This is a genomic window from Bifidobacterium sp. LH_416, from assembly GCF_056357055.1.
Window position 1 is genome coordinate 466,561 of sequence record NZ_JBKEVJ010000002.1, and the last position, 19,132, is coordinate 485,692.

The 19,132-nt window shown below is 59.2% G+C and carries 33 protein-coding genes; 28 read left to right on the plus strand and 5 right to left on the minus strand.

Going from position 1 to position 19,132, the window contains the following annotated elements:
* Window positions 1-58 precede the first annotated feature (58 nt).
* Both AC1AY0_RS06535 and AC1AY0_RS06540 read left to right on the plus strand, forming a co-directional pair.
* Window positions 59-262 (plus strand): hypothetical protein, encoded by a 204-nt coding sequence (locus tag AC1AY0_RS06535; protein ID WP_133125014.1) that lies wholly within the window; start codon window positions 59-61, stop codon window positions 260-262.
* The gene (locus AC1AY0_RS06540; RefSeq protein ID WP_101626563.1) at window positions 259-1,017 is read left to right on the plus strand and encodes a hypothetical protein; all 759 of its coding nucleotides are present in this window, start codon (window positions 259-261) and stop codon (window positions 1,015-1,017) included. The genes AC1AY0_RS06535 and AC1AY0_RS06540 overlap by 4 nt, the downstream gene beginning before the upstream one ends.
* Window positions 1,018-1,154: 137 nt before the next feature.
* Here the strand turns inward: AC1AY0_RS06540 and AC1AY0_RS06545 are convergent, their stop codons facing one another.
* The 3 genes from AC1AY0_RS06545 to AC1AY0_RS06555 are packed head-to-tail and all read right to left on the minus strand — an operon-like array spanning window position 1,155 to window position 2,454.
* Window positions 1,155-1,580, minus strand: a complete 426-nt coding sequence (locus tag AC1AY0_RS06545) for a virulence RhuM family protein (RefSeq protein ID WP_242689638.1) — start codon at window positions 1,578-1,580, stop codon at window positions 1,155-1,157.
* Window positions 1,581-1,618: 38 nt separating this feature from the next.
* A complete protein-coding gene (locus tag AC1AY0_RS06550) occupies window positions 1,619-2,011 on the minus strand; it encodes an ImmA/IrrE family metallo-endopeptidase (RefSeq protein WP_133125013.1) in 393 nt (130 codons plus the stop codon).
* Window positions 2,008-2,454, minus strand: coding sequence for a helix-turn-helix domain-containing protein (locus tag AC1AY0_RS06555; RefSeq protein ID WP_476523163.1), 447 nt, complete (start codon window positions 2,452-2,454; stop codon window positions 2,008-2,010). Before AC1AY0_RS06555 ends, AC1AY0_RS06550 begins: the two co-directional genes overlap by 4 nt.
* A 92-nt stretch (window positions 2,455-2,546) precedes the next feature.
* Between AC1AY0_RS06555 and AC1AY0_RS06560 the strand changes: the two genes are divergently transcribed.
* Together AC1AY0_RS06560 and AC1AY0_RS06565 are read left to right on the plus strand one after the other, a co-directional pair.
* Window positions 2,547-2,810, plus strand: a complete 264-nt coding sequence (locus tag AC1AY0_RS06560) for a helix-turn-helix transcriptional regulator (protein WP_476523162.1) — start codon at window positions 2,547-2,549, stop codon at window positions 2,808-2,810.
* Entirely contained in the window at window positions 2,810-3,034 is a 225-nt protein-coding gene (locus tag AC1AY0_RS06565) for a hypothetical protein (protein WP_476523161.1), read from the plus strand. The genes AC1AY0_RS06560 and AC1AY0_RS06565 overlap by 1 nt, the downstream gene beginning before the upstream one ends.
* Window positions 3,035-3,043: 9 nt before the next feature.
* Here the strand turns inward: AC1AY0_RS06565 and AC1AY0_RS06570 are convergent, their stop codons facing one another.
* Window positions 3,044-3,712: a hypothetical protein gene (locus AC1AY0_RS06570; protein WP_476523160.1), complete on the minus strand. Its 669-nt coding sequence runs from the start codon at window positions 3,710-3,712 to the stop codon at window positions 3,044-3,046.
* An 85-nt stretch (window positions 3,713-3,797) separates the two neighbouring features.
* Between AC1AY0_RS06570 and AC1AY0_RS06575 the strand changes: the two genes are divergently transcribed.
* From AC1AY0_RS06575 to AC1AY0_RS06660, 18 genes are all read left to right on the plus strand, one after another.
* Complete coding sequence (locus tag AC1AY0_RS06575; protein WP_476523159.1) at window positions 3,798-4,049, plus strand: hypothetical protein; 252 nt, start codon at window positions 3,798-3,800, stop codon at window positions 4,047-4,049.
* Between the two features lie 311 nt (window positions 4,050-4,360).
* Window positions 4,361-4,600, plus strand: a complete 240-nt coding sequence (locus AC1AY0_RS06580; protein WP_476523158.1) for a hypothetical protein — start codon at window positions 4,361-4,363, stop codon at window positions 4,598-4,600.
* Window positions 4,597-4,764, plus strand: coding sequence for a hypothetical protein (locus AC1AY0_RS06585; RefSeq protein ID WP_476526082.1), 168 nt, complete (start codon window positions 4,597-4,599; stop codon window positions 4,762-4,764). The genes AC1AY0_RS06580 and AC1AY0_RS06585 overlap by 4 nt, the downstream gene beginning before the upstream one ends.
* A complete protein-coding gene (locus AC1AY0_RS06590) occupies window positions 4,761-5,750 on the plus strand; it encodes a YqaJ viral recombinase family nuclease (protein ID WP_476523157.1) in 990 nt (329 codons plus the stop codon). Before AC1AY0_RS06585 ends, AC1AY0_RS06590 begins: the two co-directional genes overlap by 4 nt.
* Window positions 5,751-5,753: 3 nt before the next feature.
* Window positions 5,754-6,776: a recombinase RecT gene (locus AC1AY0_RS06595; RefSeq protein ID WP_476523156.1), complete on the plus strand. Its 1,023-nt coding sequence runs from the start codon at window positions 5,754-5,756 to the stop codon at window positions 6,774-6,776.
* Window positions 6,777-6,779: 3 nt separating this feature from the next.
* Window positions 6,780-7,238: a hypothetical protein gene (locus AC1AY0_RS06600; protein WP_476523154.1), complete on the plus strand. Its 459-nt coding sequence runs from the start codon at window positions 6,780-6,782 to the stop codon at window positions 7,236-7,238.
* Between the two features lie 137 nt (window positions 7,239-7,375).
* The gene (locus AC1AY0_RS06605; protein WP_476523153.1) at window positions 7,376-7,996 is read left to right on the plus strand and encodes a hypothetical protein; all 621 of its coding nucleotides are present in this window, start codon (window positions 7,376-7,378) and stop codon (window positions 7,994-7,996) included.
* Complete coding sequence (locus tag AC1AY0_RS06610; RefSeq protein WP_476523151.1) at window positions 7,989-8,504, plus strand: hypothetical protein; 516 nt, start codon at window positions 7,989-7,991, stop codon at window positions 8,502-8,504. The genes AC1AY0_RS06605 and AC1AY0_RS06610 overlap by 8 nt, the downstream gene beginning before the upstream one ends.
* Window positions 8,505-8,571: 67 nt before the next feature.
* The gene (locus AC1AY0_RS06615; protein ID WP_476523150.1) at window positions 8,572-9,600 is read left to right on the plus strand and encodes a hypothetical protein; all 1,029 of its coding nucleotides are present in this window, start codon (window positions 8,572-8,574) and stop codon (window positions 9,598-9,600) included.
* Window positions 9,597-9,734, plus strand: coding sequence for a hypothetical protein (locus AC1AY0_RS06620; RefSeq protein ID WP_476523148.1), 138 nt, complete (start codon window positions 9,597-9,599; stop codon window positions 9,732-9,734). The genes AC1AY0_RS06615 and AC1AY0_RS06620 overlap by 4 nt, the downstream gene beginning before the upstream one ends.
* A complete protein-coding gene (locus AC1AY0_RS06625; protein ID WP_476523147.1) occupies window positions 9,721-10,002 on the plus strand; it encodes a hypothetical protein in 282 nt (93 codons plus the stop codon). The genes AC1AY0_RS06620 and AC1AY0_RS06625 overlap by 14 nt, the downstream gene beginning before the upstream one ends.
* Window positions 9,999-10,346, plus strand: coding sequence for a hypothetical protein (locus tag AC1AY0_RS06630; protein WP_476523146.1), 348 nt, complete (start codon window positions 9,999-10,001; stop codon window positions 10,344-10,346). Before AC1AY0_RS06625 ends, AC1AY0_RS06630 begins: the two co-directional genes overlap by 4 nt.
* Entirely contained in the window at window positions 10,339-10,662 is a 324-nt protein-coding gene (locus AC1AY0_RS06635; protein ID WP_476523144.1) for a hypothetical protein, read from the plus strand. The genes AC1AY0_RS06630 and AC1AY0_RS06635 overlap by 8 nt, the downstream gene beginning before the upstream one ends.
* A 2-nt stretch (window positions 10,663-10,664) precedes the next feature.
* Window positions 10,665-10,925 carry a hypothetical protein gene (locus AC1AY0_RS06640; protein ID WP_476523142.1) on the plus strand — a complete coding sequence of 87 codons (261 nt, stop codon included), beginning with the start codon at window positions 10,665-10,667 and terminating at the stop codon, window positions 10,923-10,925.
* Window positions 10,919-11,065: a hypothetical protein gene (locus AC1AY0_RS06645; RefSeq protein ID WP_476523141.1), complete on the plus strand. Its 147-nt coding sequence runs from the start codon at window positions 10,919-10,921 to the stop codon at window positions 11,063-11,065. The genes AC1AY0_RS06640 and AC1AY0_RS06645 overlap by 7 nt, the downstream gene beginning before the upstream one ends.
* Complete coding sequence (locus AC1AY0_RS06650) at window positions 11,062-11,334, plus strand: tight junction protein ZO-3 (protein ID WP_476523140.1); 273 nt, start codon at window positions 11,062-11,064, stop codon at window positions 11,332-11,334. The genes AC1AY0_RS06645 and AC1AY0_RS06650 overlap by 4 nt, the downstream gene beginning before the upstream one ends.
* A gap of 53 nt (window positions 11,335-11,387) precedes the next feature.
* Window positions 11,388-11,783 (plus strand): hypothetical protein, encoded by a 396-nt coding sequence (locus AC1AY0_RS06655; protein ID WP_243394881.1) that lies wholly within the window; start codon window positions 11,388-11,390, stop codon window positions 11,781-11,783.
* Window positions 11,784-11,861: 78 nt separating this feature from the next.
* On the plus strand, window positions 11,862-12,623 hold the full coding sequence (locus tag AC1AY0_RS06660; RefSeq protein WP_101626354.1) for a hypothetical protein: 762 nt from the start codon (window positions 11,862-11,864) through the stop codon (window positions 12,621-12,623).
* A 125-nt stretch (window positions 12,624-12,748) separates the two neighbouring features.
* Here the strand turns inward: AC1AY0_RS06660 and AC1AY0_RS06665 are convergent, their stop codons facing one another.
* Complete coding sequence (locus tag AC1AY0_RS06665; RefSeq protein ID WP_165781984.1) at window positions 12,749-12,946, minus strand: hypothetical protein; 198 nt, start codon at window positions 12,944-12,946, stop codon at window positions 12,749-12,751.
* Window positions 12,947-13,375: 429 nt separating this feature from the next.
* Here AC1AY0_RS06665 and AC1AY0_RS06670 point away from each other — a divergent pair, with 429 nt between their 5' ends.
* The 6 genes from AC1AY0_RS06670 to AC1AY0_RS06695 are packed head-to-tail and all read left to right on the plus strand — an operon-like array spanning window position 13,376 to window position 19,119.
* Window positions 13,376-13,996 (plus strand): bifunctional DNA primase/polymerase, encoded by a 621-nt coding sequence (locus tag AC1AY0_RS06670; protein ID WP_242689643.1) that lies wholly within the window; start codon window positions 13,376-13,378, stop codon window positions 13,994-13,996.
* Window positions 13,997-14,016: 20 nt separating this feature from the next.
* Window positions 14,017-14,400, plus strand: coding sequence for a hypothetical protein (locus AC1AY0_RS06675; RefSeq protein WP_101626349.1), 384 nt, complete (start codon window positions 14,017-14,019; stop codon window positions 14,398-14,400).
* Window positions 14,400-16,196, plus strand: a complete 1,797-nt coding sequence (locus AC1AY0_RS06680) for a terminase (protein WP_101626350.1) — start codon at window positions 14,400-14,402, stop codon at window positions 16,194-16,196. Before AC1AY0_RS06675 ends, AC1AY0_RS06680 begins: the two co-directional genes overlap by 1 nt.
* The gene (locus AC1AY0_RS06685) at window positions 16,190-17,593 is read left to right on the plus strand and encodes a phage portal protein (protein ID WP_242689657.1); all 1,404 of its coding nucleotides are present in this window, start codon (window positions 16,190-16,192) and stop codon (window positions 17,591-17,593) included. The genes AC1AY0_RS06680 and AC1AY0_RS06685 overlap by 7 nt, the downstream gene beginning before the upstream one ends.
* Window positions 17,574-18,869 (plus strand): VG15 protein, encoded by a 1,296-nt coding sequence (locus AC1AY0_RS06690; protein WP_242689651.1) that lies wholly within the window; start codon window positions 17,574-17,576, stop codon window positions 18,867-18,869. Before AC1AY0_RS06685 ends, AC1AY0_RS06690 begins: the two co-directional genes overlap by 20 nt.
* Complete coding sequence (locus AC1AY0_RS06695) at window positions 18,856-19,119, plus strand: hypothetical protein (RefSeq protein WP_133125005.1); 264 nt, start codon at window positions 18,856-18,858, stop codon at window positions 19,117-19,119. Before AC1AY0_RS06690 ends, AC1AY0_RS06695 begins: the two co-directional genes overlap by 14 nt.
* The last annotated feature ends 13 nt before the right edge of the window (window positions 19,120-19,132 follow it).

A 19,132-nucleotide genomic window follows, 5' to 3' on the forward strand; every position in this document is an offset into this window, starting at 1 on the left:
CGGAGTCACAGCAGCCCGAAACCAACAATCACCTATCCTGACGAAAGGGACGACAGCTATGAGTGCAGTCGCAGCCGCGCCGAAAGCCCATAGAATCGGCAAACCAATAATGTTGACGCAGGCGGAAATCGATAAACGCAAATCAGCTCTCGAACGGGAATATGGTACGCGTGAAGAACTCGAACGTCGCAAGCAGCTGTACCCCTTGTCCGCTGATGAATTCTGGGCTCTTGATGAGCTTGAATGGTTGGAGGCCGAGTGAGCACGCCCGATGTCGGGAAACAGGCGACGGATTTCGCCCAACGCATGGAAACGCTGTTGCAGAACGTGTTGGGCGGACTGGAGGAAGGATACGTCGCCGAACCTCATGACAAACGTTTGCGTGGCGGTCGAATCGGATACAGAATCACACAGCGGGAGAAACGCGGCATAGAACTCAACTCCGACGGCGAGACCGTTGCGTCGCTGTCCTTCAGCTTCGAATGCTCGTGCAAGGATGCGGGAGCATGGCTTCAAGTTGACAAATCCGTCATCATGGTCAGTGCCGAACCCGAGCATATGCCGTTGTTCCATTACGATTTCAACCGTGTGGTGGGATCCGAGATACCTGGGGCGCACATCAATATCTTCGGTTCCAATGATGCGGCGACGCGTATCATGCTCTCCTGCGGGAATGGTTCCAGAGGCAAGAGCCGCCGCAAGAAGTACATTAATGACGGGGCTTTCCCCACATTCTCGACGCTGCATTTCCCAGTAGGAGGCGACCGCTTCCGTCCGGGGTTGGAGGATGTGCTGCAGATGGCCGTCTACGAATTCCATATCGACACGACCGCCGACTGGAAGAGGTTCATCGAAGAGAGCCGAGCGGAATATAGGGAACGGCAGCTCAAGGCATTGATTCGGGAATTCCCTGATATCGCCTATGACACGCTTAAGCGTGAAGGATATCTGGATGCATCCGTGCCGCCTGAACGCCCCCATAGGGATGAAGGCCAGAGTAGGCTGACCCAATACTGAGGTTCGTGGGGAAAATAGCATTTTGGGTGTGCTTCGCCCGTATAATGTCGGGTGAAGCGTCCTCCTTTCTTCAAAACCATGTGGATTCTTCACTTGCCTCATGCCGGTGGTCTGGACCGGTGTGAGGCGTTTTTCGTTTATCGGGGGTTGATTCCGCGGGCGAATTTCTCGAAGTCGCTCAACTGGTCGATGCTTGACTGGTTGTATCGTGCGAGCTCCGATTTCGCTTTCACATCGGCCTGCTTGCTGTTGACGCGGTATCCGACGGCGATGATCGCATCGAGATTGTAGAAGGCGACTTCTCTTGCCACCTGCCTGCTGCCCTCCTGCCGAACTATTCGGAATTTCCTAATAGTTGAATCCGGTTGGAGTTCCGCGGTCTCGTAAATGTTTTTCAGGTGCTCATTGATGGTCGGCACGGAGACTGCGAACAGTTCGGCCATCTGCTTCTGCGGCATCCAGAACGTCTCATCCTCATACGTGACCTGCACTGGCACGTTCCTGCCGTCCGCCTGATAGAGGACGATGCTGCCCTCCTGCGGCTCCCGCTTCTCGCTCATCATGGTCTCCTTCCTAAACGCATCGAATTCGATGCGTTTGATTATTCGATGCTCTCGTGCAACAGGTTCTTGTAATCCTGGATGACTTGGACGGTGAGGCCGAGTTCGCATGCGATGAGGTAGGTGTTGCCGCCGTAGAGCCGTTCGGCCAATGCGTATTCGATGGGGTTGACGAGCCGTAGCGCGGTTTGGATGCGGGTGCGATGCTCGGTTTTCGAATCGTATGGATTGCAGCCTTGGTCGTGGTGTTGCGCGTGGATGAGCTCGTGCACGAGCGTGCATCGTTTCTGCGCGTCCAGCAGGGTCTCGTCGATGACGATGAGGCGGGTGGGCTCGTAGTAGAGGCCGCATAAGCCGTTGGGGAGCTTGCGTTCCTCGACGTGGATGCCGTTGTTGGCGGCCTCGTCCAGCAGGCCGTCATACGTGATGCCTATCGCCCATCACCTCCTTCCCGTTCGATTTCCTTGTTGGGGTCCCGGTTGGCGGCGAGGTCGTATCGTTCCGGGTGTGCCGCGATGTCATCCGCCAACACATCCAAATCATCGGCGGGATGCTCGCCGGAAACGGAAGTGTCGTCCATTTCTTTCAGAGGTTGCTCGGATGCCTCATAGTCCTCTCTAACACCAGGGTCTTTAGATAGGCGTTCGGCATCGGCAACGATTTCACTTAATGGGATATTGAGTGCCATTGCAATTCTTCGCAGTTGCTCGTAGTCAGCAACCGTATTTAATTCAAGAATTTTGCGCATGGTGCCATAGGGGATGGCTGACGCTTCCGCTAATCCCGGTGTCTTCATCTCACGTGTAGCCATTGCGCGGCGAATCGCAATCGAGAGCGCCTTTGATTCGACCGTAGGCTGTTTCTTTCCTGTTGCCATATGGGACATAGTACAGCCAAACAACACGCAACATGTCCCAAATGGGACACGCCGGGCTTTACTTTCTGAAACTAGGGCGTAATATGTGCCATATGGAACACATTGAGCCAACGTCAGCACAGTTCGGGTCCGAATTAAAAAAGATTCTTGCCGAAGAGGGCCTTACTCAGGAATATCTCTCAACCTATGTTGGGATTCCTCGTAATTCGCTTAACCGAAAAATCAACGGCGGAGCCTTCAGCTTCGATGAACTAACTCGAATAGCTCGGGTAGTGAAGAAGCCACTTTCAGAAATAATTGCCCGAGCGGAGAAGTCCATTAAGTCTCCGGCGCTCGCCGGCAAGGAGGCGGAGTGATGAGTGTTTTCGATCCTGAGTCCACGAACAACAGTTATCGAATCGGCTGCGACCTGACCGGCCAACCCGGCAATCCGTACCGGTTCACCCTCAGCTTCGACGTGGACGGCACCGCCTTCCAGATCAACGACATGAGCATGGGCGATCTGGTGGACCTCAACCGTGCGATCGGCCGCACCATCCGCATGGCGCGAGCCGCCAAGAAACACAAGGAGGCGGAGTGATGGAGTGGCTTATTTCAACGTTTCGTCGATTGCTTCCCGGGCTTCTGAGGACAGGTCGTATTCAGGCAGATCACTCTTCCAATATGGGGCGGTGTTCTTCCGGAATGAGCCGAGACGGAATCGTTTGCGGACATGCAGACCGGCGAGGAGCCGGTTCAACCGATGCTTCAGCCATGCAAGCCTATCCCACTGCCACAGGCGGGAGTCGACGGACAGCATATGTAGTCGTACATCATGTGGTGACACGTCGATTCTTGGGTTTAGGGCGACGGTCAACCGTGTCGATACGGCGATGCTCCTTCTCAGTATCACCGAATGGCGGCATGCGATGAACACCGCGATGATGGGTTTGCCGACCGGAGCCATGAGTCTGGCCTCGAGCCTGTTCTCACCATTGGGGTCGAGGACGGGCACCGATTCCGGTTCCGTCTCGAATCGTGTCGCCCCCAACGGGATGATTCGCGCGTCATTCAGACTCTCACCGCCTTCCGCCGTCGCCTGCACTCCGACGCTCCACGCCTTCACTCCGTCCACATCGAGGAACTTCGGTTCGCTCTCCACTTTCTCCACGATGCTCAATGGCGGCTGCTGCCCCTCGTTGCGCAGTATCTGCCAGATCAGCAGGAGAAACGTCGGAATGGCCAAGAGGTTCACCAGATTCTGCAAAACGCTCCACATCTAGATTCTTCCCTCCGTTGCTTGGGTTGTGGATGTCGCAATTCCAGCCTAACGGCGGAGGGGCTTACATCGAAAAGAGATTCCAATGAACAAGCGTCGATATGGCCGGCATTTCAGCGGCTACCGCAGGCCCGAGCCTGACGAGTATGAGCGGCGTCTGGCACGCAGAACACTGGTGTGGCTGCTCGTATTGGCGGTGTGCGTGGTGTGGCTGCTCTCCCATGATGGGTGCGCGCACCCGTTGGGCAATGGTTTGGCCGCACTGGTGGGCTTGGGTTTCGTGCCATTGAGACTGGTCTGCCTGTTCACTGCGGACGCCTTGCCCGATTCCGATTAAAAGACTTGCCAGCCGGACTGCTTCTACTTTCCTGGCCGGCTGGCGGCGACAAAGGCCAAGTCGTTAACACCAAATAACTGAACAGTTTCTTGAACCATGGCCGGGGCTTGACTGTCCGAACGATCGCGTCCCGGCCGCTCGGGCCTTGCAGGTTAGCCCCCGCCACGGAGATCGCGCGGTGTCATGTACGCGCGGCAAACGTCGGGAAGCCGTTCGATTCGGCATGGTCCACGAACCAACCCCGATTCAAATAAGAAAACCCCAGCGGCAACTGGGGTTGAAACAAACGCTTCAACAGAAAGGATACTCCGATGCCTGGTGTTGCGAACACGCTGCGCCCACTGGTCTCGATCAGGGAATTGGCCGCGCACTGCCATAAATCGTATTCGACAGTCTCCAAATGGTCGTCCGGCCACCTGGAATCCCCGTATGGGGAGCCGGTACGCCAGTTCGGCAAATGCGTGGGCTGGCGTCCCGAGGTCATCGAGGCCGTGGACGCGCGCAATGAATACACCCGTGAAGCATACCTCAACGGAAAGGCCGGCAAATGAGTGACGTTGAATTGTTGGAATCGTTCGCACATCATCTGCGTTCCCATATCGACTCCATGCCCGCAGGTTTCTCGGATGACGTGCTCATGACGCTCATACTCCAGGCGTTGCAGGATTCACACGCACGACTCACCACAGACGGAAGCGAAAGGAACACACGATGAGACGCCGGACCATCGATATGGCAGCGGAATCAACCGGCTGCTTCGACGTGCACCGGTTCAAAAAACCCGGTTCCACGAAGGCGAGCCGGCGTGAGGCATGGCATGCGTTCCGCGCCTTGGGCGTCGGCGGCTCGGACATGGGCACGATCCTCGGCCTCAACCCCTACAGCACGCCGTATGAACTCTGGTTGGAGAAGACGAACCGTCAGGAGCCGGAGGATATTTCCGGCAAGTGGGCGGTCGTCAAGGGCAACGCGCTTGAAGTGGAATTGCGCCGCAGGTTTCTCACCCTGCACCCCGAATACAAGGTCATCGGCGGCACCGACATCAGCCTCACCTCCAAGGAGCATCCGATCATGCACGCATCGCTCGACGGGTTCATTTACGACGAGGAGTCCGACTCGTGGGGCGTGCTGGAGATCAAGACCGCGAACGCATCCCGTAGCCGTACCGACTGGCACGACGCGGACGGGAACCTGAAGGCGCCGGACTATTACATGGCTCAGGTCACGCACTACATGGCCGTCACCGGCTTCACATGGGGCTACTTCTACGCGGACCTCGGCGAAAGCGAGCCGGTGGAGGTGCGCTTCGAACGCGACGAGGACGACGTGAACGCCGTCATCCATGCGGCAGAGGAGTTCTGGGGTTACGTGACCCGCGGAGAGATGCCCCGGTTGAAAGGCGAGGACGTGGCGAAGGCGTATCCGGAGCCCAGCGAGGGCGTGGAACTGGCCGACGATGACGATGATCTCGCAGGCCTGATGCGTGAATACGAGCAGGCGCGGAAGACCGCCAAGGCGGCGGCCGATGACGCGCAGCTCCTGCAGGAGGCGTTGATCGTGCGCATCGGCGACCACACGGGAGTCCGCTGCCAAGGATTCGAGGCCACCTATAAGCCGTACCACCGTAAGGGCTACATGCGTGAGGTCAAACCCAGTTCGGGACGCTCGTTCAGATTCAAACAGTTGAAGGAAAGGAACTAGATCATGGGACAGATCGCAACACAGGCGCAGAACCGCCAGTTGACGCAGATGAACCCGCAGCAGAACATGAAGGCCCTGCTGGAGAAGAGCTGGCCGCGCATCATGGCGGTCATCGGCAACAACCTCAGCCCCCAGCGCCTCTACCAGATGTACGTGAGCACCATCAACCGTGAACCGCAGCTCGCGTCCTGCACGGTCGAGTCGGTGCTCTCCTGCTTCATGAAATGCGCCGCCCTCGGCTTGGAACCGTCGAACGTGAACAATCTCGGCATGGCCTACATCCTGCCGTTCGGTAACAAGAACATGCGCACCGGCCAGCGTGAGGCCACGTTCATCATTGGCTACAAGGGCATGATCGACCTCGCGCGTCGTTCCGGCCAGATCCGTGATATCTCCGCCCGGGCCGTGCATGAGGGCGACGAGTTCGAATACTCCTACGGTCTGGAGGAGACATTGCGCCACGTGCCGTGCGCAAAGCCCGGCAAACTCACCCACGTGTACATGGTCGCGCATTTCAAGGACGGCGGCCATTACATGAAGGTCATGAACGCGGACGAGATCGAGCAGGCCGCACGCCGCAGCCCCTCCTACGGGAAGAGCATGAGCCCGTGGAAATCCGATTACGAGGCGATGGCCATGAAGACCGTGATTCGTCGCGCGTTCCCGTATCTGCCGGTCAGCGTCGAAGCGCAGAACGCCGCCGCGAACGACGACCAGACGCCCGACTACCGCGATATATTCCACCCGCTGCCCGATGCGAGCGTGAACGATACGCCCATCGACGCAAGCGTGGAGTCGGAGCCGTCCGCAGCGGAACCGCAGCAGCCTCAATCCTCCCCCGTCGAGGCGAAACGCAGCGAGGTCATCGAACGCTTCCACCGTCTCGGCGTCACCGACGAACAGGAGGCGTTGCAGACCATCGCGAAGATCACCGGCATGGCCAGCGAATCGTTCAACGACCTCAGCGAATCGGAGCTTGACACGGTGCTCGCCCAGTTGAAGGCCAGCGTGAAGGAGGACAAGTAAATCATGGCGGGAAGAACCACGATGATCATCCAGGGCACCGCGTGGGGCGTGCAGCAGACCAAGGCAGGCCGCCGTTACCTGAGCGTGAGCGTCTCCCCCGGCTACCGTGACCGCAACGGCAAGTGGGTGAGCCAACCGGAACAGCATTACAACGTGTGGCCGGCCGGCTACGCGAACCTCGAACCCGTGTTCGACCAGATCAGCCAGATCCGCTCCGACCAGAACAACATCGTGGAGGTGAGCGTGGTCGGCGAGGTCGGCAGCTTCAACGCGTACCTGAACAAGCAGAACGAGCCGGCCGCGTCGGTGAACGTCAACGCGTCGGCCGTGGCCATCACGAACGTCAGGCAGAAGGGCCAGCGCAACGGTTTCACCGGCAACACGCAACCGTCGAACGGATACCAACAGCCGCAGCCGCAGCCGGCTTCGGACCCGTGGGCATCGCCGGAGCCGGAATTCTGATGCTCCACCTGTACCACGATGAAACGCCGCCCGACGTGGAGGATACCTGCCCGAGGCATGGCTGCCGGCTCTACCCGCTACGCCCCATACCATGCCCCGAATGCGAAGAGGAAGCCGAAGAGGAGGAGTGAACACCGATGAAGAACGAAGAACCATGCATCATGCTGGCGCACAGTATGGAGGTCTCGTATTCAGCGCTTGACGCTGAGGCCGGGCTTTCCTATGACACTACGGTGCGGGTGAGCGTGCATCCGGACCGCTATTACCCGGATTACGTGGCCGTCACGCTTCTCTGGCTCGCATCCACGCATATCTTCCACGGCGTGGAGGAATTCAACCGGTTCCGTGATGATTTCGAGGATCGGACCGTGGAACGCTATCAGGAGATCATCGACCATTGGCCGGCCGTGTTCGGACAGGCGGAGAAGGCGATGAAGAAACTGTTCGCCCCTTCCAAGGCGTGCGTGAAGCGTCCGCCTTGGAGCCTGTGCCCACGCTGCGGGAAACCTGTATGGGCGAATGAGGGCACCGTGGACCTGCGAGAGACCCGTCAATTATTGAAGCGGAACACTCACCCCCTGTGGTGCCGAGTCTGCGGGCAGCGCTTCGAATACGCGGGTGCGGATCGACTCTCCTGCAACAGCAGCTTCAGCATCCAGGAGACGCTGGACACCATCGAGAGCATGTTCCCGACCGAACAGCCGAGCCTGGACACCATCGCCATCGAAGCCGCGCGAAAGGACGATGGCGATGAGTAACCCGAGCAAGGCCAAGGGCACCAGTCTCGAGACATGGACCGTGCGCTACCTCGCGTGGGCGTTGCAGGATACGCGCATCGACCGCATGCCGTTGCATGGCGACCATGACCAGGGCGATCTGGCCGGCGTCATGTTCCGCGGCGAGAAGGTGTGCGTGGAATGCAAGGACACGAGGCAACCCCAATACCGGAAGCACTGGCGTGAGCTGAAGGTGGAGATGGCGAACATGGACACCCCCTACGGGGTGCTCGTCCAACACAGGAAAGGCATCGGAGTCAAAAGCCTCAACGGCATGGCAAGGCAGATGGCCATCCTGGACGTGGAAACCCTCGAACGGTTCCTCACCGGGCTCACCTCCCCGCAACCGCACCTGTCGGAGCTGAGCGAGCTCGCCACCCAACTGAGGCGCGAGGCCAAACCGCTGCGTGGCAATCCGACGCTCGTGTGGCTCCCGTTGGGACGGTTCGCGCTGCTGCTCAACGACGGCCTCCCGTTGGGGCCGGAATGAGCAATCTCATCCCATTCCTCATCCTGATCATCCTCACCGTCATCATCTCATGGATCGGAGGCCGTTGATGGCCGACAGCAACGAAACGTTCGCCAAGCTCAGCACGCAACTATGGCAGAACGAGAAGGCGCGCATGTTCGCGATGGAGCACCCCACCGCGTTCGCCGTGTGGACGTTCGCGATCTCCTACTGCGCGAACGAGCTCAACGACGGCGAGCTTTCCCGTTTCAAACTCAAGTGCCTGCTCGGAGCCAGTGACGACGACATCGACGCCCTGGTCTCCGCTTCCATGCTTGACGAGCATGACGACGGCAGTCTCTGGCTGCATGACTTCGTGAAGGCTCAGGGACGCTCCCGCAAGGACGTGGAGGAATTGAAGGCGAAGCGCGCCGAGGCCGGCCGCAACGGCGGCAAAGCGCGCAATGCCAAGCAAGATTCAAGCAAAACGAAGCCAAGCGAAGCACCCGCGAAGCAAACGGAAAGCAAAAGCGAAGCAAATGCCAAGCAAGATTCAAGCAAAACGAAGCCAGATACAGATAACAGATTACAGATAACAGATACAGATAAGAATTCTTCTAACGAAGAATTCTCTCTCCCCCAAACCCCCTCACGGGGGCCAGCCAGCGAACAGCCGGAGGAGGATTACCCGATCGACTTCGAGCAGTTCTGGGCGACCTATCCGCGCCACGAGGGCAAACGCAAGGCGTTCCAGGCATGGCGCAAGGCGCGCCGGAAGACGAACAACACGTTCCTGATCGCGAAAGCCAGCCTGTATGCGGCGGATCCGAACCGCGAGCCCGGCTACACGTTGACGCCGGCGAACTGGCTGGACGGCGAGCATTGGGACGACGACCCACTGCCGGTGAAACCGAAGCCCGGCCAGCCCGACCCCGCCGTGGAGCAGGCGAAACGATTGCGTGACGTGGATTGGCTGTGCACGCACGTGGACGACCCCGAAGCCCAATTGGCCGCATTGGACCTGCCCGAAGCGCAGCAGGCGCTGGCAAGGGCACGCTATCCGGACGAATGGTACCGGTTGTGGCGGCGCGGCCAGAAGCGCCGGGAACAAGAGCAACGAAAGAAAACCGAACCATGATGAGCGAGCAGGAGGCGTGGAACCGCCTGTACATGCTGTTCTGCCGGAGCCTCACGTTCCGTGAGGCGCTCTACCGGTACAACCCGGAACTGTTCAGACGATTCAGCCAGGAGACGAGACATGATCAGACCTAATGACACGCACGGGCATCTCGCGGCCAATTATCGGGAGCGCGGAGGCCGACCACCCAGGCCTAAACCCGCCGAATCGAACGATTGGGTGGAGTTGGCGGTCAACATGGCGCGTGAGGCGCGTGAGACCGGTCAGCCGATCACACTCACCGAAGCCGAACGGAAAAGCCTCGACAACCATCGCAAATACCTGGCATTGAAGTCCAGGACCCCGGATTACTACACGCGCAAAACCAGAAAGCAACGCAAACAAGCGAAGGAGCAATCATGAGCAAGAAAAACAAGCGTCCCAAGGGCATTGAGGGTTTCCAACCGGGTACGGACATGCCCATCGCACTATTGGCGGACGGGCACATGCTCGACCTGCATAATCCGGACGCCACGAACCTCGTCGCCAGTTTCCTCGTACCGGGAGGCATCGGCTGCGTCACCGTGGCCGTGCTCCAACTCCGACCGGGCAGCGACATGACGGTCTGCCGCATCAACGACGACATCGATGAATACAGCCGCGTCAAATTCGCACGCTTCCTCGAAACCATGGCACGCTCCCTGCGGCACTACAAGCCCGGCGAAATGAGCTACGAGGACATACCAACGGAGGCCGACCATGAATGACAACATGGCGAAACTCTTCACCCGCAAGGAACTGCGCACGGCGCTCGCGATCGAACTGGAATCGGCGTTCTCTGATATCGGTCCGATATGGGATGCGAAGACCGTCTCTCCTGAGGAAACCGACTATCTTGCCGATCTCATCTACGACAAGCACGGCATCGAAACCGATATCAGCCCGCTCAGGGAGGAAAAATCAAGTGGGAAACGGTATCTGAACGGCGGCAAGCTGGAGCGCGGCTACTGCCGGCGATGCGGCGACCCTGACTGGCTCGACGTCGGACTCTGCCCCGTCTGCATCGAGACGGGAGGCCGATGACGATGAGCGGATTGACCACGGACATGATCGTCATGGCGACCACTGCCATGCTGTGCGATGCATGCGGCTACACGACCACACAGGCGTTCCACGAATGGGATCAATGGCTGGCCGAACACGACCGGAAGATAGCCGAACAAGCCTGGCAGGACGGTTGGGAGGAAGGCCAGTACACGGGAGAGGCCGGCGCTCGCGGCCTCGACCTACCCGACATGAAATACCCGGAGGACAACCCATACAGGAAGAAGGAAGACGCATGCTGACGCTCGCGCAATGGTTGGCAGCGCTCGCCGGCACGGGCCTGTTCATCGCTTTGATCGCGGTGATAGTCGCGATGTTCATGCGGTTCCTGCACCGGGAATTCGATTGGAACCCATTGGCAAGAAGGAGGAGGGAATCATGAGGAAACCGTTTACGGATTGGAGTCTTGAGAATTTCGTGGGATTGCTGCTGTTCGCGGCGCACGCGTTCGTCGTGCTGCTGATCATGGCCCTCTGCGGGCTTCTCATCTGGAGTATGTTCGCGGATCCGGCATCGGAGCAGCGGATGATGACGGAGACCGTCATGCAGGGTGACGTGAAATACCTGTGCGTGGAGGCCCGCACCGGCTCGCATATCGATGCGATGAGCTGCGAGCTCATCGACCCTCATACAGGCGGCGTGATGCGATGAGCAGGCGTGGCGGCGAGTTGAAGCCCGCGTGGCTGCGCAAAACGATACCCGATATGTGTCCGCTCATTGTCACCCGCTGCAGCTGCGGCCAATACATCATCCAAGACCGCGAAAACCTGTGGGAGTCATGGGATTACGGATTGGTCGAAGGTGACGATCTGACCGTCGCCATCATATTGGAACGCCCATTGACGCGCATCATATGGCTCCCCTCCGTCGGATACCCATTGCTGCGCAGTGTGTTCCGTGACGCCGGCATCAAGCCGGACGGCCAATACCTGGCCATGCATGAATGCGGGCACGCACGCATCAGCCTCAAACCGTGGAAACCTCCGAAACGGGAACGCCAGCCGGGCAAACCTTGGGGAGGCCGGCAGCCAACCGAAAAGGAGATCAGCGAATTCAAATGGATATGGACGACACCGTTCAGCCAACTCAAAAAGAAATAAACCCCAACCGGGTTGACCGATCAGGGCGATGAGATAAGCGACATCATTCTATCAGCCAAACCGGAAGGGGCCACTGCATTGCTTTGCCAGAACTGCACCATCACAATCGAAGAGGGATACACATTGTGCGCGCATTGCGAGCTCCAATTCGCTGGCATGCTGCTGCAATTGGCTCGCGATGTCACGCCGTTGCATGATTCGCTGGACGCCACATTGCATCCGGGAGGGCATGCGCCGTCACGCATCCAGACCGCCACTCCCCCGACCCCGATCAGATTGGATGTGCTCGACCTGCTGGATATCCTCGATTCCACCGCCTATGAGCTCAAACGGCGATTGGACGGCATCGACGCGTTGGATTGGCGGAAGGATCCACAAGCCGAGGATCTGGAGAGCACGCTTATCGCGTGCGCCGCGCATGAACGGCTCGCCACATTCGAGGACGCGGGCTTCTACATGAACGTCATCAAGGGGTTGGCCCGCAAATCGGATATGCTGCTGGACCCGCCCGAGCAGCGGCGTGAGATAGGCGGCTGCGAACTGTGCGGGAGCATGCTTACGGCCGGCCCCAATGACCAGTGGGTGACATGCCCCGTCTGCGAGCGCGAGCAGCGTGTGCAAACCGTGAAATTGCGTAGGTTGAAGACGTTATGTTGGGATGATTCGAAGCGTGGGAGTGCCGCGGATATCGCGAGGGCGTTCACGGATGCGGGGATAACGTTGCGCAGGAACACTATTACCCAGTGGGTGAAGCGCGGTAGGGTGGATTCCGGGCCGCAGGGCATCACCTATTGCAGCGTGTACCGTCGTGTTCTCGCTGGCGGGCTTGACAAAATTTGAACTGTCACCAATAATTGCAGTGGATTAGTATATGGAAGCCCAGTCGAATGTGACTGGGCTTCCTGCATATTCAGCCTTCCAATCGCAACATCACCCTTTCCGGAGGGCAGGTATCCATGCCCCACCTACGGCAGCGCCCCAACTGGAACAGCAGCGACAGACGCGGCAGACTTCCAACGAACTGGCCAGAGCTCAGAGCCAAGGTCAGGGAACGTGCGCACGGTCTGTGCCAGGCGAAGCATCACGTTCCCGAATGCGATGGAATCGGAACCGACTGCGACCACATTATCGCCGGAGACAATCATGGTCTTGACAATCTGCAATGGCTGTCACATCCTTGTCATAAAGCCAAGACCGAAAAGGAGAACGCTGAACGCAACGCGCGCAGGGCGCGCATGAGAAAGCATCCGAAGGAAAGATTTCCCGGATTGCTTGACTGAAGCGGTGGAAGCCGAACGACCCAGGTGGGGGTGGACTCCTCCGCTCCTTGGGTATAACCGCCGGATAGCACTTCCGGTTGTACGTACGTTCTGAATCCCTGTTTTGGTTGGTTTGGCTGTTTTTTCATGTTGGGTGGCGTTCGGGCTTGTATGGCCTGTTTTTGCCTGTCCTGTACCGTGTTTTGGTTGGCGTGTGGCCGGTTGCCCGGTTTTATTTCGTGACACGTTAAGCGTTGTCACGAAATGGCGTAAACCGTTGGAATTATTGGGTTTTCAGCGTTTTTTTAGCACCTGTTACGTTATAATTAAATCGTGACATGCTGCGAATACTGCCATAAGGAAATCGAACAGGCCTCGGGACGCGGCCGCAAGCGCCGCTACTGCTGCGACGCATGCCGTCAGGCAGCGCACCGGCACGGCAAGCCCATGCCCGTGCCATGCGAGATGGCGCTCGCCGACCGGTGGATGCGTTGGAAGCGCGTCACACGAGGCGACGGCACCACCAAACAACCGATCACCACGGACGGCAAACCCGCGTCAAGCACCGACCCGAGCACATGGACCGCACTCGAACAGGCCGAAAACTCCACCACAGGAGACGGCCTCGGCTTCGCACTCGGGAACGGATTCGCCTGCATCGACCTCGACCACTGCTACGACAACCGAGGACACCTCACCGACTGGGCCAAAATGCTCATCGCGCCCGTGGCAGGCAGAACCTACATCGAAATCAGCCCAAGCGGCGACGGCCTGCACATCTGGGGAACCGCCCCGCAGCAGACCGGCATCAGAATTCGCAACACGCTCGGCATGAACATCGAGGCCTACACGCAAGGCCGATACATGACCTACACAGGCCGCACCTTCCGCGACTCCCCCACCAAACTCGCGGATCTCACATTCCTGCTCGCGGTCATACCCAAACTCGCATAATCATCACAAGGAGGCGTCATATGGCGAAAACCTCCACACCACGCATGCCCAACGGCCTCATACGAGACGGCAAAGGCCAGAAACTCTGGCGGGAGCTCACCGCCAAATGGGAATTCACCGAAGCGGAATACAAGCTTCTCGAAGTCGCCTGCTACACCGCCGACCGCATCACCCGCGAACGCCGCGCCATAGGCGACCAACTCACCGTCAAAGGAAGCCAAGGCCAACTCGTCGCCCACCCGCTGCTCGCACAACTCAGAGCCGACGAGGAACACCTCGCCAAACTCCTCGCCAGAATCGACATGCCCGAACCCGAACAAAACACAAAAACAGACTCCGGCGAACGTTCCGCACAAATGCGAGCCATCGTGCAAAGCCGCTGGGGAAAGGCCTACGGAAGCTGATGGCACGGCTGCGCACACCACAAACCGCAGCCCTCATCCCCTCACGCCAAACCGAATACCGGGAAATCACCGACTGGTACCGAAACGCGCTCGCCGTCGAGCCGGCGCGTGAATGGCATATGCGGCCCACGCTCATCGGGCCGACGTGGAAGCGTGGCGAGCATGGCTGGCTGCTGCCGGAGCATACGTTGGGTTGGAATTTCCTCGCGTGGAGCGGTTATTGGCTGCGTAACGCGAAGCAGCGGACCCCGTGGAAGTGGACGCTTGAGCAGGCTCGTTTCTGGCTGTGGTTCTACGCGTTGGACGAGCATGGCGTGCCGATCCACGATAATGCGGTGCTGCAGCGGCTGAAGGGTTGGGGCAAGGATCCGATGGCCGCCGGTGGCGCGGTCACGAGCTGTTTCGCCGATCTCACGTTCGACCATTGGTCGGCTTCGGGCGAGCCGGTGGGTCGTGAGGAGCCGAACGCTTGGGTGCAGGTGTGCGCGGTCTCGCAGGAGCAGACGAAGAACACGATGAAGCTGCTGCCCGGCTTGATACCCGCGGAGACCAGACGCTATTACGGTATCCAGCTTGGCAAGCTGAACATGTACGCGTTGGGTGATTCACGGCAGATAGAGGCGGTCACATCATCGCCGCTCGCCTTGGAAGGCGGGCGTCCCACGTTCCTGATCCGTAACGAGACGCAGAACTGGAATTCCAGTAACGGCGGCCATGACATGGACGGCGTTCTTTCCGGCAACGCGGCCAAATCCGAGGACAGCGTGAACGTGAAGATGCTTGACATCTGCAACGCGTACCGTGATGGCGAGGATTCCGTGGCGCAGCGCGTGCGCGAGGCATGGGAGGGCACTCAGGGCGACCCGAATTCCGAGGATAAGGGGCTTCGCCCCAAGTACATGGATTTCGGTCTCCTGTATGACAGCATCGAGGCCGCTCCGGATACCCCGATGACCGAGGAAAGCATTCCCAAGGTCGTGGAGGACGTGCGCGGGGACTCCACATGGCTGTCCACCGCGAAGATCGTCAAGGAGATCATCAACCCGAAGAACCCGGTCAGTGAATCCCGGCGCAAGTGGTTCAACCAGTGCGAGGCTCCCGAGGATGCTTATGTGACCAGTCAGGAATGGGATTCCAACGAACATCCCGAACTTCGGCTGGAGCCGGGCGAGCGGATAGTCATGTTCCTTGACTGCTCGCTCACCGATGACGCCACCGCGTTGGTCGCGTGTCGTATCTCGGATGGTTTCGTCAAACCGTTGGGCATGTGGCAGAAGCCGCCCGGTCCTCGCGGCAGGGATTGGAAGGTGCCGCGTGAAGGTGTTGACGATACGGTGCGCGAGGCCATGAGCCGGTATCAGGTGGAGGCGTTCTGGGGCGACCCCAGCCATGTGCTGGATGATGAGACCGGATTGCATTACTGGGATCCGCTGTTCGACGCATGGCATCGCGATTACGGTCGTCGGCTGAAGCTGTGGGCTCGTCCCGAGGGGCGTGACCGGCATGCCATCATGTTCGACATGGTGCGGCTTGATGTGCAGAAACGGTTCGTGGAATACGTGGATCAGGCGTATACGGCCATTTGCGACAGGGATTTTCCTCACGATGGTGATGCCCGTCTGCGTGCGCACATGCTGAACGCGAGACGTCAGCCGACTCGCGCGGGCATGAGCATCGCCAAGGAGGGGCGCGAATCGCGTCGCAAGATCGATCTCGCGTTCTGCGCGATAGCCGCGCGCGGCATGCGCCGTGAATATCTGAACAATCGCAAGAGAGGAGGAGGCCAGGTATGGTGACCACCGAATATACGAGCGAGACTGAAGCCGAGCAGGCGTTGCGTGGCCTTCTGCTGCCGGCATGGGGCATGGAGTTGGAGCGGTTGAACCGCATCGACCGTTGGTGGCGGTGGAATCCGAAACCGGTCAGGTTGAAGCAGGCCACGTTGGAGCATCACATGCTGCGTGACCTGGGAGTGACCCCGTGGCTGAGGCTGGTGGTCACCACCATCAGCCAGACCCTCTATCTGGAGGGTGTGGATATTCCCGGCAAGCCGGATACGGAGTCGGCGCGCATCTTCTGGCATCCGTGGGTCGCCAACCGTATGGGCCGCAGGCAGGTGGCGTTGCACAAGGCCGCGATAGCCTACGGCACCGCCTACGCGGCGGTCAGGGCGGACGCATCCGAGGATGGCGGCACGCGTGCTGTCATCGAATGCTATTCGCCGCGTGAGAGCATCGCCGTCTACGATGACGCGGCGCGAGACACGTTCCCCCAGTCGTTCATGCGCGTCAGGCGCATCAGCCCGCAGGTCGAATCCTATGAGCTGTGGGATAAGTGGAACATCTGGCAGTGGACGCGTGAGAACGGAGCCTATACGCTGGTCTCCTGCACTCCGCATCTGGCGGTTGACGCATATGGCAACCCGGTGTGCCCGGTGGTGCGCTATACGAACGATCTGGATCTGCAGGGCAGGGCTCCCGGCGAGGTGGAGCCGTATATCCCGTTGGCGGGCAGGTTGAACAAGGATAATTACGATCGTCTGCTCGCCCAGCATTACAACAGTTGGAAGGTGCGCACCGTCACCGGTTTGGATATGACCGCGTTGAACGACCAGCAGCGCAGCGAGAAGAAGCTGCAGTTGAGGCAGGACGATCTATTGGCCGGCGGCGAGGGTGTGCAGTTCGGTGCACTGCCTGAGACCACATTGTCGAGTCTCATCGAGGCGAAGCAGGCGGACGTGGAGGAATTGGCGGCTGTGTCACAGACTCCGACCACAGCGTTCGGCAAGATGGTCAACGTGGGCGATGCCGGCATCGCGGAAAGCCGTGCGGGCTTCTACGCGAAGCGCGATGAACGGCAGAAGTCGTTCGGCGTGAGCCATATGGACGTGCTGCGCCTGTGCGCCGGCATCGAAGGGCGTATGGATGACGCGCACAACTTCGATCTGACACCCATCTGGGAGGATACGGACGTACGCACAATCAACCAGGCGGTGGACGCGTTAGGCAAGGCCGCGCAGATGCTCGGCGTGCCGAAGCAGGAATTGTGGGATATGATTCCGGGCGTTTCCAAGTCCCGCGCGGATTCATGGCGTGAATATGCCGACGCGCACCCCGATGCGGATGCGCTTGCCGTGCAGGCGTATCAGGCGCAGTTGAATCCGGTGGGGGTTGATGATGGCGCTGACCAGTAAGGGGGCTGCGCTTACCGACCGGCATCGCAGGAATCAGGTGCGGTTGGCGATCACCGCCGACAGTCAGGCGCGAAGGCTATGGGATTCCACGTTGGACTTGGATGATCTGAAGGGCTCGCAGCCGATATGGAAGAACGCGATGCTGAACCTGCTGCAGACATGGTGGCAGGTGAGCGCCGAAACCGCCGCCGATTACCTGCCACGGTTCCGTGAGGCCGAGACCGGTGACGGCTCGTTCGAAACCGCCGTGCCAAGGTTCGACCGCAAGAGGATGGCCGGTCAGGTCGATTGGCTCGGCGCCACGAACGTGCTATGGCATATCGCGCGCGGGGAGACGCAGGAGGCCGCGTATGCGACTGCCCGCAGCCTGTTCCTCGGCGTGTTCCATGAGGCGGTGCTCACCGGCGGCCGCACCACGATAGAGCATTGGGCGAAGAAAGATACGCGCGCCATCGGCTGGCGTAGGGTCTCCGACGGCGATCCGTGCGCGTTCTGCGCGATGCTCGTCACCCGCGGCCCCGTGTACACGTCGGCCGAAAAAGCCGGCTTGAGCGCCAAAACCGGCAAAAAGTATCACCCCCACTGCGGCTGCACCGTCGAGGTCGTCTACGGCGACTGGAAGCCCAGCGAGCAGGAACAGCAGTGGATCGACGAATACTATCGGGCGGCCGAAAGCCTTCCCGACCGCACTCCGCGCACCGCCGAAACCGTGTTGCCACTCATGCGCCGCAACGGCTCGTTCCGAGACTCACGACAGCGCAGAAGCACTCCGGGATACCTCAAGCGACGACGGCAGGCCGGTTTCGACAAGAGGATTGCAAGGCTGCTCCCCGAAGTCAAACCGGCAGTGCAAAGCCCAGGCATGTGGGCGAATAACGTTCAGCCGCCAAACGAAAAGGTCATCAGTCACATCCTGTACGGGGAAGGCGACGGGAAGCGAGGAGGCCATCTGTATGGTACGAATATCCTAGGCAAGACCGAGTTTCCGCAAGGATGGGACAGGAACAGGATTCTTGATGCGATTCGGCAAGTCATGGAATCTCCTCAATGGGAGATTCACCCCGACAATGATCGAGCTTTGCACAGGTTCGGCGGAACCGTTGACGGAGTCCAGATTGAAGTCAAGGCGTACCTTGTGGGTGGTCAATACGTCATCGACAGGGCGATGCCAATCGGCGGCGCCGGCGTGACTCGCAATACTCCAACGGGTAAAATCGCAGTCAAACGGAGTAAGGCAAAACAATGGAGGGAATCCGATCGTCATGACAATGGATGAATTGATTTCTCTCGCCGAACAATGCCTCGAAATCGTTAAAGGCCTCGATGAGATTACCGAGGAAGACGCCCGCGACATGATTCTTTCCGGAGAACCTGATCTGGCCATCGCTGATGCCCTGGACATTGCTTATTCCCATCCTGGCCTATACGCAAAATTCCCGGACGGAGTATATGAGCTTGCGAAAGATCCGGATTACATGGCAATCCATGTGTATCTTGATCTTCTGAAAGCCCACCGGAAGAGGTAAGCAAAAAACTTTA

Excerpts from the sequence above, each read along its gene's own strand:
- AC1AY0_RS06535 (WP_133125014.1), top strand. The coding sequence starts at position 59 with ATGAGTGCAGTCGCAGCCGCGCCGAAAGCCCATAGAATCGGCAAACCA.
- AC1AY0_RS06545 (WP_242689638.1), bottom strand. The coding sequence starts at position 1,580 with ATGATGAGCGAGAAGCGGGAGCCGCAGGAGGGCAGCATCGTCCTCTAT.
- AC1AY0_RS06555 (WP_476523163.1), bottom strand. The coding sequence starts at position 2,454 with ATGGCAACAGGAAAGAAACAGCCTACGGTCGAATCAAAGGCGCTCTCG.
- AC1AY0_RS06560 (WP_476523162.1), top strand. The coding sequence starts at position 2,547 with ATGGAACACATTGAGCCAACGTCAGCACAGTTCGGGTCCGAATTAAAA.
- AC1AY0_RS06565 (WP_476523161.1), top strand. The coding sequence starts at position 2,810 with ATGAGTGTTTTCGATCCTGAGTCCACGAACAACAGTTATCGAATCGGC.
- AC1AY0_RS06570 (WP_476523160.1), bottom strand. The coding sequence starts at position 3,712 with ATGTGGAGCGTTTTGCAGAATCTGGTGAACCTCTTGGCCATTCCGACG.
- AC1AY0_RS06575 (WP_476523159.1), top strand. The coding sequence starts at position 3,798 with ATGAACAAGCGTCGATATGGCCGGCATTTCAGCGGCTACCGCAGGCCC.
- AC1AY0_RS06580 (WP_476523158.1), top strand. The coding sequence starts at position 4,361 with ATGCCTGGTGTTGCGAACACGCTGCGCCCACTGGTCTCGATCAGGGAA.
- AC1AY0_RS06585 (WP_476526082.1), top strand. The coding sequence starts at position 4,597 with ATGAGTGACGTTGAATTGTTGGAATCGTTCGCACATCATCTGCGTTCC.
- AC1AY0_RS06590 (WP_476523157.1), top strand. The coding sequence starts at position 4,761 with ATGAGACGCCGGACCATCGATATGGCAGCGGAATCAACCGGCTGCTTC.
- AC1AY0_RS06595 (WP_476523156.1), top strand. The coding sequence starts at position 5,754 with ATGGGACAGATCGCAACACAGGCGCAGAACCGCCAGTTGACGCAGATG.
- AC1AY0_RS06600 (WP_476523154.1), top strand. The coding sequence starts at position 6,780 with ATGGCGGGAAGAACCACGATGATCATCCAGGGCACCGCGTGGGGCGTG.
- AC1AY0_RS06605 (WP_476523153.1), top strand. The coding sequence starts at position 7,376 with ATGAAGAACGAAGAACCATGCATCATGCTGGCGCACAGTATGGAGGTC.
- AC1AY0_RS06610 (WP_476523151.1), top strand. The coding sequence starts at position 7,989 with ATGAGTAACCCGAGCAAGGCCAAGGGCACCAGTCTCGAGACATGGACC.
- AC1AY0_RS06615 (WP_476523150.1), top strand. The coding sequence starts at position 8,572 with ATGGCCGACAGCAACGAAACGTTCGCCAAGCTCAGCACGCAACTATGG.
- AC1AY0_RS06620 (WP_476523148.1), top strand. The coding sequence starts at position 9,597 with ATGATGAGCGAGCAGGAGGCGTGGAACCGCCTGTACATGCTGTTCTGC.
- AC1AY0_RS06625 (WP_476523147.1), top strand. The coding sequence starts at position 9,721 with ATGATCAGACCTAATGACACGCACGGGCATCTCGCGGCCAATTATCGG.
- AC1AY0_RS06630 (WP_476523146.1), top strand. The coding sequence starts at position 9,999 with ATGAGCAAGAAAAACAAGCGTCCCAAGGGCATTGAGGGTTTCCAACCG.
- AC1AY0_RS06635 (WP_476523144.1), top strand. The coding sequence starts at position 10,339 with ATGAATGACAACATGGCGAAACTCTTCACCCGCAAGGAACTGCGCACG.
- AC1AY0_RS06640 (WP_476523142.1), top strand. The coding sequence starts at position 10,665 with ATGAGCGGATTGACCACGGACATGATCGTCATGGCGACCACTGCCATG.
- AC1AY0_RS06645 (WP_476523141.1), top strand. The coding sequence starts at position 10,919 with ATGCTGACGCTCGCGCAATGGTTGGCAGCGCTCGCCGGCACGGGCCTG.
- AC1AY0_RS06650 (WP_476523140.1), top strand. The coding sequence starts at position 11,062 with ATGAGGAAACCGTTTACGGATTGGAGTCTTGAGAATTTCGTGGGATTG.
- AC1AY0_RS06655 (WP_243394881.1), top strand. The coding sequence starts at position 11,388 with ATGTGTCCGCTCATTGTCACCCGCTGCAGCTGCGGCCAATACATCATC.
- AC1AY0_RS06675 (WP_101626349.1), top strand. The coding sequence starts at position 14,017 with ATGGCGAAAACCTCCACACCACGCATGCCCAACGGCCTCATACGAGAC.
- AC1AY0_RS06680 (WP_101626350.1), top strand. The coding sequence starts at position 14,400 with ATGGCACGGCTGCGCACACCACAAACCGCAGCCCTCATCCCCTCACGC.
- AC1AY0_RS06685 (WP_242689657.1), top strand. The coding sequence starts at position 16,190 with ATGGTGACCACCGAATATACGAGCGAGACTGAAGCCGAGCAGGCGTTG.
- AC1AY0_RS06690 (WP_242689651.1), top strand. The coding sequence starts at position 17,574 with ATGATGGCGCTGACCAGTAAGGGGGCTGCGCTTACCGACCGGCATCGC.
- AC1AY0_RS06695 (WP_133125005.1), top strand. The coding sequence starts at position 18,856 with ATGACAATGGATGAATTGATTTCTCTCGCCGAACAATGCCTCGAAATC.